This is a genomic window from Rickettsia monacensis (assembly GCF_000499665.2).
GTDB classification, from domain to species: Bacteria; Pseudomonadota; Alphaproteobacteria; order Rickettsiales; family Rickettsiaceae; genus Rickettsia; species Rickettsia tamurae.
On record NZ_LN794217.1, the window covers coordinates 291,357 to 303,791 of the forward strand.

Consider the following 12,435-nt stretch of genomic DNA (forward strand, 5'->3'; position numbering starts at 1 on the left):
AGAATTATGTTTACTTTTAACTTGATCAACTAGATTTAAGAAATGCTTTTTAAACTCAGTAGCATATAATTAATATTTACCTTAAATTACTACATGACCATTAACATATGTTATATAGTATTTAGAGTATAGTCATGAAATATAAAAACATCAAATTAAATTTAAAGTTTTTGTATATAAAATATATTGCTTAATCTTTTGAAACTGCTTAAAATTAATTTTTAATTTATGTAAATACTATGACAAAACAAGCTAATAAAATATCCTATGATGAAGTACCTTACTCTCCATTTACTTTCAGTTATACATCCCCACCGTATTTAAGAACTATCGGTAAGCTATTTGGACTAAACCCTCCGCCTCTTGAAACTGCTAAAGTACTTGATATCGGTTGCGGGGTTGGTGTTAATCTGCTTAACTTTGCTGAAACATATCCTAAATCACAATCTCTAGGTGTTGACTTATCCAAAACACAAATAGAATTAGGTAAAAAAATTACCAGTGATTTAAAAATAAAAAATGCCGAACTAAAGGCATTATCTATATTAGACCTTGATGAGTCATACGGTAAGTTTGATTACATAGTTTGTCACGGCGTATATTCATGGGTACCTGAAGAAGTACAAGATAAAATACTCGAAGTCTGTAATAAACTGCTAAATCCGAACGGCATAGCTTTTGTAAGCTATAATACGCTCCCGGGCTGGAATATGCAGAGAACAATACGTGAAATGATGATGTTCCATTCAGAGCTATTTAATACTAGCCACGATAAATTACAGCAAGCTAGATTACTTTTAAAGTTCATCAATGATTCATTAGAAAGCTCCACAACGCCTTATTCTAATTTCTTACGAGATGAAACAAAATTATTATCTGCATATACGGACTCATATGTATTACATGAATATTTAGGCGAAATTAATACAGGTACATATTTTCACCAATTCATAGAAAAAGCTCAAAAAAATCATCTAAATTACTTAGGTGATACGTCGCTTACTGCAATGTTTATCGGTAATTTACCTACTAAGGCAGCAGAAAAGCTACAAGCCGTTAATGATATTGTTCGTACTGAGCAATATATGGATTTTATCACTAATAGAAAGTTCCGCTCGACATTATTATGTCATCAAAACATGCCTATAAACAGAAAAATTGAATTTAATAATTTAAAAGAGTTTTTTACTAGCCTTAATATTAGACCGGTAACTCTAGAAAAAGATGTTGATTTAACTAACCAACAGGAAAATGTTAGCTTCTATTACGAAAATTTACCTGATCCTTTTATTTCAACCACTTCACCGATCATGAAAGCTATTTTATATGTATATACTGAAAATATTAGCAATCCGATAAGCTTAGAACAAGTAGCAAAAGAAGCTTTAAAAAAGCTCGGTAAATATCAATTACAAGATTTCTTAGCTGCACTAGAGCAACATTTTATCAAATTCATTTTTCAAGGTTATCTCAAAATATTTGAGACCAAACCGCATGCTATAGCAACTATCACCGAAAAACCTAAAACTAGTGAATTTGCAAGATATCAAGCAAAACAAGCACATTTTAATAATACAACTAACGTGTTTAGCGTCACTAATAGACTTAACGATATGGTAGGTATACCTATACATGAAAAATATATTTTAGAAATGTTAGACGGTACACATAATATTGATGATATTAAGAAAGGCATTCTTGAAAAAATTAATTCAAAACTTTTAACTGCTCGTGATGATAAAGGACAGGAAGTAACAGATCCAAAATTGTTAAAAGAATTTGTTGACTATGTAGTGACTGCATCCCTTGAGAAATTCAGGATGAACTATCTGTTAGTAGGGTAAGTTAGTATGGCTTTGTAGGGATTGCAAATAGGTATTGTTGCACAGGTCGAAAAACGCACTCGGCATCATCCCGTGGTCAAGCCACGGGATCCAAAAAACCACTTAAAGTATTAATAATTTTAGTATTTTTAGCTGGATCCCGCGATCAAGTCGCGGGATGACAACAGAAAGCTTAGCCACGCAACAACACTTTAGATAATGTCAAAACTTACGCTACTAATTTTTCACGCAATACTTCAACTAACTTATTAATTGCTTCGGTTGGGTGGATGTTTTCAAGGATAGCAAGCTCACCTGCAAGTCTATTTAAAGCTGATTCGTAGAGTGTTCTTTCACTGTAAGAACGATCATTATCAACATTTTTATGTAAGTCCCGTAATACTTCGGCTATGGCTACAATATTACCTGAGTTAATTTTGCCTTCATATTCTTGTGCTCTTCTACTCCACATTCTATTTCCTTGCTTTGGTTTACCTTGAAGAGTTGAATATATGACATCTAAATCTTTTCTGCTTGCAACCGCTCTAAGCCCAACAACCGCAGCTCTACTAACAGGCACTTTTAATGTCATTTTATCCTGCGAAAAGGAAATTACATATACTTTAATTTCAGTACCTGCAATAGTATGATATTCAATATTTGTTATTTCACCAACTCCATGTGCAGGATAGACAATTCTCTGCCCTATTTTAAACTCAGATTTTTGTTCGGTTTTATGTTCGGATTGTGTTGTATTTGCCATTATTAATTCCTCCGTAGTGGTTTTAGTGTCTAAGAACTTAATGTTAGACTATTATTTTCTATAGCATAGCACATTTTGCTTCTATTATAAAGTAGATATTTTTATTGAAATAAAATTGATACAATCTTATTATAGATAATATTAATAGTTAAAGGAATAAATATGCGAAGTATTTTTATTGTACTAATATTTTTATTATTTTTGAGTAGCTGTTCAGAAGAAAAAGCACAAGATAAGAACCATGAGGAAAAACAAATAATAGAGCAAGAAACTCTGCAAAATAACGAAACTTCTAAAGAAACGAATCAGGAAGCCGTAAATTCTGAAAATACGGCTGAATCGATAGTTCCTGCTAATGATAATAATCAGACTGATGAAGTATCAACGCAGGCTTCACAAGAACAAAAAAATCCTGAAATAAAACCTGTTAAAGTCACTTTTAAAGTTGATAATAATGATATGGTTCTCGGTAACAAAAAATCAAATGTTATAGTAGTCGAGTATTTTTCTCCTACCTGTCCGCATTGTGCTTATTATCATCAAACAATTTTTCCGGAACTTAAGAAAAAATATATCGATACTAACAAAATTGCATATGTGACTCGTGAATTTATTGCTACTAAGCAAGATTTAGATGCTGCAATCTTAGCCCGCTGCAAGGGCGATATAGATAGCTTTGTACAATTTCATAATATCATATTAAAACAACAAGATAAATGGGCTTATAGCAATAAATACAGAGAATTATTAACCGATATAGGTCAGCTCGGAGGTGTTTCTCCGGAAGAATATAAGCAATGTTTAAATAGTGATAAAATTACTGAAACACTAATTGCTAATACTAATTTTGTAGCAAAAGCACCAAAATTTATAGGCACCCCTTCTTTCTTTGTTAACGGAGTACAAACCGGAAATTATAGTATAGATAATATTTCCACAGCAGTTGATAAAGCTTTAGAGGAGCAGAAAGAAAAAGCAAAAAATGAAATGAGCTTGTAATTTAGATCGTCATTGCGAGCAGTCGTAGACTGCACGGCAATCTCGTCAAATATCCTGAGATTGCTTCGTCGACGCCTATGGCGTCTTCTCGCAATGACGGAGATAAACTAATGAATACGGAAAAACTAAAAGATATCAAAGCAAGAATTAAAGACTTAAAAAGTCCTAAGTTTTCTAATCCTAAAATTCGGCAAGAAATTAGCCCGTTCACTATCGCTGTAGATTTAGTTTCAGGTACAATGGTAGGTGTCGTAATTGGAATATTTACAGATAAGTTTTTTAATTCTAAACCTTTATTTCTTATTATATTTACAATAATAGGAATGATTGCCGGCTTTAACATTATAAGGCAAAAAGTAAATAATAAAAAGTAAGGAAATGACTCATAGCCCTTTAGCACAATTTAATATCAAAAAATTAATAGACATCAAAATGTTCGGTTTTGACGTCAGCTTTACTAATTCGAGTATCTATATGTTACTTGCTAGCATCCTAGCTCTAACTTATTTTTACTTAGCTTTTTATAACCGGAAATTAGTACCTTCTAGATTACAAGTGAGTGCTGAAATAGTTTATAATCTTGTAGCTGATATGTTAAATCAGAATATAGGAGTAAAAGGACGTAAATTTATTCCGTTAGTTTTTAGTTTATTTATTTTTATTTTATTCTGTAATTTACTTGGTATGACACCTTATAGCTTTACTGCTACTAGTCATATTATCGTTACTTTTACCTTGGCAATTTTAGTATTTTTAACGGTAACTATAGTCGGTTTTGTAAAACACGGCTTACGTTTTTTAACTCTTTTTTCACCGCACGGTACTCCTTTATGGTTAGCACCGTTGATGATAGTAATTGAACTATTTACATATTTAGCAAGACCGGTTAGTTTATCATTGCGACTTGCCGCTAATATGATGGCGGGACATGTTTTATTAAAAGTAATAGCCGGTTTTACCGTTTCATTAATGATTTACTTGAAATTTCTGCCAATCTCTCTTATAGTGATACTAATTGGGTTTGAAATTTTTGTTGCAATACTTCAAGCTTATATTTTTACTATTTTATCTTGTATGTATCTTAATGATGTTATTAATTTACACTAATTGTTATTTTGATTAATTAAAAGTTAGGTTTTTTATGGACATGGTTTCTTTAAAATTTATTGGTATAGGGCTTATGGCTATCGGCATGTACGGTGCAGCTCTAGGCGTTAGTAATATATTTAGCTCTCTACTTAGTTCAATAGCACGAAACCCTTCAGCTGCAGAAAACTTACAAAGAATGGCTCTGATCGGTGCAGGTCTTGCTGAAGCAATGGGGCTTTTTTCCTTTGTAATTGCTATGTTACTTATTTTTTCTTAAAATTCATTTTTAAATAAGATGCCTCAATTTGATATTGCTACCTATTATTCACAAATTTTTTGGCTTATCGTTACTTTCGGCTTATTGTATATCTTTGTTTATAAATTTATAACTCCAAAAGCCGAAGAAATTTTTAATAATAGACAGACAAATATTCAAGATAATATTACGCAAGCCGATACATTGACCATAGAAGTAGAAAAGCTAAATAAATATTATAACGAGGAAATAGACAAAACAAATACTGAAATAGATAGGCTAAAAAAAGAAAAAATAGACTCTTTAGAATCAGAATTTTTAATTAAAAAAAAGAATCTAGAGCAAGATTTAAAAAACTCTATAAATCAAAATATTGAAGATATAAATTTAGCTGCTAAGCAATTTAGAACTAATAAAAGTGAAGCAATCATAAAACTTGCCGTTAATATTATTGAAAAAATAGCAGGAACTAAAGTAGATATGAATTTACTACAAAATATAAAAGTAAAATAATGAATTTCCTAGATGAGAGCTTTTGGCTTGCCGTTAGTTTTGTAATTTTTGTATATTTAATTTATAGACCGGCAAAAAAAGCCATTTTAAATTCTTTAGATGCTAAGATTTTAGAAGTCCAAGAAAAAGTTCTAAAAGCTGAAAAGTTAAAAGAAGATGCTGCTTTGCTCTTTGAACAAACCAATATACAGATAAAGAAATTAGAAACTTTACGCTCTCAAATGATAGAAGAAAGCAATGAAGTTACAAAAAAAATCATTCAAGAAAAAACTAAAGAAATTGAAGAATTTTTAGAGCATAAAAAATTTGATGCTATACAGTTAATTCAAAACCAAAAATTAACCGCAAGTAAGGAATTACAAGATGAATTTTGTGATAAAGTGATAAAGCTTGTTTCCGAATATTTTCAATCAGCTAAGCTTTCAGAAAGCAACATTGCTAAAAATTTAATGGATAAATCTGATTTTCCTCATGATGAGGATAAAGCTACATAGCCACATTAACCACTAGCTAGCAATTTATTTAAAATTGCTTCATCATTAACACATCTGTAAAAGTAAAGAATTGATCTGACAGTTAAGGATTGTTGGGTACGAAGAAAAAAGATAAGATAGTACCTGGCAAGTTTTAACAACCTACTAAAAAGGAGACTGTCAGATGACAACATATCAAGAAAAAATCATAAAGCCAAGAATCGGTTTATTAAAACTCGCTGAACAATTAGGGAATGTATCACAAGCTTGCAAAGTAATGGGTTATAGCAGGGATACATTTTATCGTTACAAAGAGCTCCATGATCAAGGTGGGGAGGGGGAAGCTCTATATGAGATGACTAGATGTAAAGCTTGCATTAAGAATCGTGTGCCCGCAAATATAGAGGATGCTGTAGTTAATATAGCTGTTGAATTTCCAGCATTTGGTCAGGAACGTGCTGCTAATGAATTACGCAAGAGTGGGATAATCATTTCTGGTGGCGGAGTTAGATCTGTGTGGTTACGTCATGATTTAGAAAGTTTCAAAAAACGTCTAAAAGCTCTAGAGACTAACTTAACCCCGATTATGGATAAGGAATAGAGAGGAAGGAAGGTTGCAAGAGTTATTAAACCTTATATAAATAGGGCACTGAAGGAATAAAATAAAGGTTTAATAACATGTGTAAATATACTACAATATTTTGTATAGTAGATAAATTTTGTAAAATTTATGAGAAATGGGTAAAACATCAATTGCTGAAAAGTAATAAGCAAAGATTTAGAGAAGGTAAGCTTTCCTTAAGTGAAGAACTCTCAATAATGATTTTTACCATTTTAGTGCATATAAACATTTAAAAGCTTATTACCAAAACTTTATTATTAATGGTAATTTGTTCAGGAATCCACCTTGTTATGAGAGATTTGTTCAGCTTATTCCTTCATTATTTCTGCCATTGATTGTGATGTTACATTACTTAAGTGGGAAAAGAACGGGAATTTATTATGCAGATTCCACACATTTTGCAGTATGTAAAAATATCAGAATTAATTCTAACAGAACTTTTAATAATCTTGCAAAAATGGGACGTAGTTCTGTCGATTGGTTTTTTGGATTCAAGCTTCATATGATAATCAATGATAAGGGAGAAATTATTGCTGTTAAAATTACCAAAGGTAATGTTGATGACAGAATTGCATTTGAAGCAATGGTTATCAAAAAGGTCTAAAAGGTAAGTGTTATGATGATAAGGGGTTTATTTCAGAAAAAATGTTTACAAAACTTTATAAGCAAGGTTTAATAAAAATTACCGGAATAAGAAAGGATATGAAAAACTATTTATTACCTCTTTTGGATAAAATCCTTTTAAGGAAGAGATTCATTATCGAAACCATTTTTGGCTACATAAAAGAGAATTTTAATATTACTCCTTCCAGACATCGATCACCTATTAATTTCTTTACTTCTCTATTCTCTGCTCTTATTGCTTACCAACTTAAACCTAATAAACCATGTATTTCTTATCCATAATCGGGGTTAAATTAATGATCAGTAAAGCCGTTGAATATATAAAATCAGGTAAAGTGGTTGTTTTGCCAACTGAAACAGTCTATGGGATTGGAGCGGATGCTACAAATAATGAGGCATGTTTAAAGATTTTTCAGTTCAAAAATCGTCCTGCTATCAACCCGCTTATCGTGCATGTCGCATCCATAGAGCAAGCAAAAGAAATAGGGGAGTTTAACGATTTAGCTACAAAAATAGCAGAAAAATTTTGGCCTGGACCGTTATCTATAGTTGTCCCTTTAAAAGTAAATGCAAATATTGCTCCTAGCGTAACGGTAGGGCTTAATACAATAGCGATTCGAATGCCGTCTTATCCACTAGCATTAGAGCTTATAAGACAATCAGGCGTACCTATAGCTGCCCCAAGTGCTAACCCCTCAAACTATATTAGTCCGACTAACGTCGAGCATGTTACAAAACATTTTTCAGAAAACGCAGAAATCTTTATTTTAGCACCTGAAATTTATCAATCTGAATATGGGCTAGAGTCAACGATAATCGATACAACAACTGTTACTCCTACTATTCTTAGAGAAGGGTTTATAACTGCTGAAATTTTAGAAGAAGTACTAGGGGTAAAAGTTTTAAAAGCATCAGAGACAAGTACTATAAAAGCTCCGGGAATGCTTGCTAAACACTATTCACCAAAAGTACCGGTTAGGCTAAATGCTATAAATTTAGAGGATAAAGAAATCGGATTAAATTTTGGCAATAGTAATCTTACGGGAAAATTTTCGTTAAATTTAAGTGCCAAAGGTAATCTTATAGAAGCTGCTGCAAATCTTTATGCTTATTTAAGAATTCTTGACGATTATGCTACAGCTCATGATGTAAGCAGTATAGCAGTTGCTCCTATACCTCAAGTGAATATAGGGGCTGCAATTAATGATCGCCTAAAACGTGCTGCAAAATCATAAATTTCGGCGTTCTATTCGCCTTAATAGCTTTTTTATGATATTTGGTTATTACATAGTTATCGTGCGGTTTTAAATAATCATTTTTATTTATAATTTCAAAATTACCGTTCTGCTGTATTAACTCTATTGCTTCATAAAAATAATTTTCGATATTGGAAGCAAATACTAAATTACCGTTGTCTTTTAACTTATCTTGTGAAACCTTAAGTCGTTCTTTATTGAAAATACGTTTCTTTTTTTGTTTATTTTTTATCCATGGATCAGGAAATAAAATATAAATTCCATCAAGGCTATTACTTGGTATCTCATTTAATATTAAATCCAAATTATTAGGGAATAATAAAAAATTCGTGATATTATGTTCGCCCGCAAGTTTTAAAACATTTACAACTCCGTTTAAATATACCTCTACCCCAATAAAAAGTGCATTAGGATTTATTTTAGCTTGATTAATGAAATGCTCACCCATACCAAAGCCTATCTCAAACCCCGATTATGGATAAGAAATACATGGTTTATTAGGTTTAAGTTGGTAAGCAATAAGAGCAGAGAATAGAGAAGTAAAGAAATTAATAGGTGATCGATGTATGAAAGGAGTAATATTAAAATGTACAAGTTACGACTTAATCTGACAGAGTTGAGTAATCAGGCAGCTTGATGGGCAATCATCAAATTGTCTGATATTCTCTCTATATTACCAATATTTTTATCTATATTACCAATATTACCAATATTTTTATCTTTAGCAATATAAAGTGAATCTGTAAAAGATTGCATTGGTGTTTTACCAAAGCAATGTTTACCGGAATGAGGTCTTGCATTATTGTAACTCACAAGCCAGTTATCTATATCTGTTTGCAATTCATCAAGTGAATTATAAAATTTTTTGCGGAATAGAATGTGATAGCACTCTTCCTGCATAGTTTTATGGAAACGCTCACAGATACCGTTGGTTTGAGGACTATATGCTTTAGTTTTGGAATGATCGATATTCTCAATGCCAAGATATAGTTGGTAAGCATGGTTTTCTGGTTTTCCACAATATTCCGTACCTCTATCAGTTAATATTCTAAGCAGAGGGATATCATGGTTTGCAAAGAATGGAATAACCTTATCATTTAAGTGGTCTGCAGCTGTAATAGCCGTCTTTTCGGTATAGAGTTTACAAATAGCTACTCCTCAATAGGTATCGACAAAAGTTTGCTGATAAATACGGCCTATGCCTTTAATATTACCAACATAGTAAGTATCTTGTGAACCAAGGTAGCCAGGGTGCATAGTTTCTATTTCACCACTAGCTTCACGTTGGTTTTTAACTTTTTCAAGAACAGCAAGTTGATTATCACTTAAAACAATACCATCATTTGCTACTTTAGTCTCTAGAGCTTTTAGACGTTTTTTGAAACTTTCTAAATCATGACGTAACCACACAGATCTAACTCCGCCACCAGAAATGATTATCCCACTCTTGCGTAATTCATTAGCAGCACGTTCCTGACCAAATGCTGGAAATTCAACAGCTATATTAACTACAGCATCCTCTATATTTGCGGGCACACGATTCTTAATGCAAGCTTTACGTCTAGTCATCTCATATAGAGCTTCCCCCCTCCCCACCTTGATCATGGAGCTCTTTGTAACGATAAAATGTATCCCTGCTATAACCCATTACTTTGCAAGCTTGTGATACATTCCCTAATTGTTCAGCGAGTTTTAATAAACCGATTCTTGGCTTTATGATTTTTTCTTGATATGTTGTCATCTGACAGTCTCCTTTTTAGTAGGTTGTTAAAACTTGCCAGGTACTATCTTATCTTTTTTCTTCGTACCCAACAATCCTTAACTGTCAGATCAATTCTTTACTTTTACATTTTAATATTACTCCTTCCAGACATCGATCACCTATTAATTTCTTTACTTCTCTATTCTCTGCTCTTATTGCTTACCAACTTAAACCTAATAAACCATGTATTTCTTGTCCATAATCGGGGTTTTGATACGTATTTTACAGAATTTCTTACCATATGAACAATACACAACTGCACTATGGTTTTTGGAAAAATGCTATTTATCGCCTCTGGAAAACCCTTAAGGCCATCAACACATGCAAAATATATTGTTCAACTCCTCGATTCTTAAGTTCTGTTACTACCTGCATCCAAAATTTAGACCCTTCATTCTTGCCTATCCAAATTCCTAATAGCTCTTTCTTGCCCTCCATATTCACTCCAATAGCTATATAAACTGCTTTATTTATTATTACATGATTATCTCTTGCCTTAACATGAATACAATCTAAGTACATTATAGGATATACATTATCAAGTGCTCTATTCTGCCAGGCAGTTACTTTCTCTAAAATAAGTTACCTTTGATATTAACTCAGATGATACCTTGGTGGCATATAGTTCTTCTAAGTGCTATTGTATTTCCCTAATGGTCATTCCCCGAGCATATAAGGATATTACTTTATCATCAAATCCTTTAAATTTACGCACTCCTTTTGGAATTAGTTTAGGTTCAAATTCTCCGTCCCGATCCATTGGCACTTCTACTGTCAATTTACGACCTTCTGGATTTATTAGAGTCTTTTCATAATTGCCATTACGTCTGTTATCTGAGTCTTTCTCATTTTTAGAATGTTTCTCATAACCTATATGAGATTCCATTTCTTTCTCTAAAATCTTATTTACTATCTGCTTTTTAATCTCCTGAAATATCTCTTCTTTGCCAAATATCTCAGATGGATCACTTTGTGATAGTATTTCTGATACTACTTTTTCTATACTTGGATTTGATACTTTGCTCTTATTTTTCATATTAGCCTCATGTAAGTTGTTTTAATTAATTTTATTCTTAACTATTTTTATAACTTACACAAACTTTCTGACACCCTCAGCAATCTCAGGAGTGTGTTATTATTTTATGAGATTGCCACGCAGCCTACGGCTGCTCGCAATGACGATTTAGTATCCCGTTTCTACAGGAAAGATATTATTAGAACAATATCTTTAACTTTAATGAACCTTGATGGCTAGTATATTTGCTGCGTAAATTACAGTTATACGGCAAGTAGCTCAATATTCTTATGAGCCGTAAGTAAAATTGCACCTACATTATAGCCGACTTTCGGTGTGCTGCTACTTGTAGTGTTCTCAAAGTAATTGTCTGCCCCAATAAATCTAGCTTTCACCTTAGGTTGCTTATTGCTAAAGCTATTTTCTATGGAAGCATGCAGTCCGGATACTATTTGAGTATCGTTTGATAATCTCTTACGGTTAGTTTTATACCTGCAATCCCTGTAGTTAAGTTACCGGATTTACCTGCAACATACATATTATTCACACCTGTACCGGTTTCGGTATAAGCATTATCTTTATATGTATTATATCTAATACCGATATTAGGCATTAAATTTATACCGTCCATAGCAGAGAATTGATAACCGACATTACCCTCAAAACCGTAAGCTTTGCTTGTATATTTACCGCTAGCCGTTTTATAACTATTAGGTCCGACCGGTCTTAAGTCCTTCTTGTTGATTTTACTGTTACTTGCTGAAAATATTTCTTGTAATATAAGGCCATTACTAAATTGTTGTTGACCGTATAGAGAAATAATATCGCTTTCTGCCGATAATTTATCACCGGTGCTTGAACCTTTAAACTTAAAGTCAGAGTTCATACGGCTATATGCAATACCGACAAGACTATTTTCCCCGATGTAAAGATCACCGCCGATCGTGCCACCGGATACCATGCCTTTATAGCTAGGATTACCTTTATATGCATCTTGATTACTTGAACCAAAAGTACCGGCAACCCATAATCCTTTTTTAGTAATTATAGAGGTTTCTTCATCACCTGCTGCAACGGCTATCATACTACCGCCTGATAGGTGATTATTAATATTAGCAGTTACTGCTTCAGCCGTAACATTTGCTACACTAACCGATCTTGTTCCTTGCTCGGTTAAATGCTCTACTACTTTTTTTTTGCATTATCAGGTGCAACTTGAGCTAAGTTTGCTACGAATAAT

General features: G+C 32.5%; 12 protein-coding genes and 5 pseudogenes. 11 read left to right on the top strand and 6 right to left on the bottom strand.

Translation table 11 applies throughout. The features are described 5' to 3' along the window. The first annotated feature begins 239 nt into the window (after positions 1-239). The gene (locus RMONA_RS01430; protein WP_023507314.1) at positions 240-1,844 is read left to right on the top strand and encodes a methyltransferase regulatory domain-containing protein; all 1,605 of its coding nucleotides are present in this window, start codon (positions 240-242) and stop codon (positions 1,842-1,844) included. A 208-nt stretch (positions 1,845-2,052) separates the two neighbouring features. Here RMONA_RS01430 and RMONA_RS01435 read toward each other — a convergent pair whose 3' ends face one another. Beyond that, positions 2,053-2,586, bottom strand: coding sequence for a CarD family transcriptional regulator (locus tag RMONA_RS01435; protein WP_008581156.1), 534 nt, complete (start codon positions 2,584-2,586; stop codon positions 2,053-2,055). Positions 2,587-2,748: 162 nt separating this feature from the next. On the opposite strand from RMONA_RS01435, the gene RMONA_RS01440 reads away from it, so the two are divergent. The 10 genes and pseudogenes from RMONA_RS01440 (at position 2,749) to RMONA_RS01485 (ending at position 8,397) form a co-directional block, all read left to right on the top strand. Then, complete coding sequence (locus RMONA_RS01440; RefSeq protein WP_023507315.1) at positions 2,749-3,585, top strand: DsbA family protein; 837 nt, start codon at positions 2,749-2,751, stop codon at positions 3,583-3,585. A 110-nt stretch (positions 3,586-3,695) separates the two neighbouring features. Continuing rightward, complete coding sequence (locus RMONA_RS01445) at positions 3,696-3,959, top strand: AtpZ/AtpI family protein (protein ID WP_037230960.1); 264 nt, start codon at positions 3,696-3,698, stop codon at positions 3,957-3,959. Between the two features lie 4 nt (positions 3,960-3,963). Beyond that, positions 3,964-4,692 carry a F0F1 ATP synthase subunit A gene (locus tag RMONA_RS01450; RefSeq protein WP_023507317.1) on the top strand — a complete coding sequence of 243 codons (729 nt, stop codon included), beginning with the start codon at positions 3,964-3,966 and terminating at the stop codon, positions 4,690-4,692. A gap of 34 nt (positions 4,693-4,726) precedes the next feature. Beyond that, the gene (locus RMONA_RS01455) at positions 4,727-4,951 is read left to right on the top strand and encodes a F0F1 ATP synthase subunit C (RefSeq protein WP_010420727.1); all 225 of its coding nucleotides are present in this window, start codon (positions 4,727-4,729) and stop codon (positions 4,949-4,951) included. A gap of 18 nt (positions 4,952-4,969) precedes the next feature. After that, the gene (locus RMONA_RS01460) at positions 4,970-5,443 is read left to right on the top strand and encodes a F0F1 ATP synthase subunit B family protein (RefSeq protein ID WP_023507318.1); all 474 of its coding nucleotides are present in this window, start codon (positions 4,970-4,972) and stop codon (positions 5,441-5,443) included. Then, positions 5,443-5,937, top strand: a complete 495-nt coding sequence (locus RMONA_RS01465) for a F0F1 ATP synthase subunit B (protein WP_023507319.1) — start codon at positions 5,443-5,445, stop codon at positions 5,935-5,937. Before RMONA_RS01460 ends, RMONA_RS01465 begins: the two co-directional genes overlap by 1 nt. A 163-nt stretch (positions 5,938-6,100) precedes the next feature. Then, positions 6,101-6,493, top strand: a pseudogene (locus RMONA_RS01470) (helix-turn-helix domain-containing protein); the annotation flags it as partial. A gap of 385 nt (positions 6,494-6,878) precedes the next feature. After that, a complete protein-coding gene (locus RMONA_RS01475; protein WP_023507103.1) occupies positions 6,879-7,142 on the top strand; it encodes a transposase in 264 nt (87 codons plus the stop codon). A 29-nt stretch (positions 7,143-7,171) separates the two neighbouring features. Continuing rightward, positions 7,172-7,444: a transposase gene (locus tag RMONA_RS01480; RefSeq protein ID WP_046058373.1), complete on the top strand. Its 273-nt coding sequence runs from the start codon at positions 7,172-7,174 to the stop codon at positions 7,442-7,444. A gap of 14 nt (positions 7,445-7,458) precedes the next feature. Beyond that, on the top strand, positions 7,459-8,397 hold the full coding sequence (locus RMONA_RS01485) for an L-threonylcarbamoyladenylate synthase (protein WP_023507322.1): 939 nt from the start codon (positions 7,459-7,461) through the stop codon (positions 8,395-8,397). Here the strand turns inward: RMONA_RS01485 and trmB are convergent. From trmB to RMONA_RS10060, 5 genes and pseudogenes are all read right to left on the bottom strand, one after another. Then, positions 8,363-8,881, bottom strand: a pseudogene (trmB, locus tag RMONA_RS01490) (tRNA (guanosine(46)-N7)-methyltransferase TrmB); the annotation flags it as partial. The gene RMONA_RS01485 and the pseudogene trmB sit on opposite strands and share 35 nt — an antisense overlap. Before the next feature lie 161 nt (positions 8,882-9,042). Next, positions 9,043-10,159 (bottom strand): annotated as a pseudogene (locus RMONA_RS01495) (IS481 family transposase). A 160-nt stretch (positions 10,160-10,319) separates the two neighbouring features. Then, positions 10,320-10,702, bottom strand: a pseudogene (locus RMONA_RS11360) (transposase). Between the two features lie 115 nt (positions 10,703-10,817). Further along, a complete protein-coding gene (locus tag RMONA_RS10775) occupies positions 10,818-11,216 on the bottom strand; it encodes an IS256 family transposase (RefSeq protein ID WP_023507326.1) in 399 nt (132 codons plus the stop codon). Positions 11,217-11,394: 178 nt separating this feature from the next. Further along, a pseudogene (locus tag RMONA_RS10060) lies at positions 11,395-12,306 on the bottom strand (autotransporter outer membrane beta-barrel domain-containing protein). Positions 12,307-12,435: the final 129 nt, after the last annotated feature.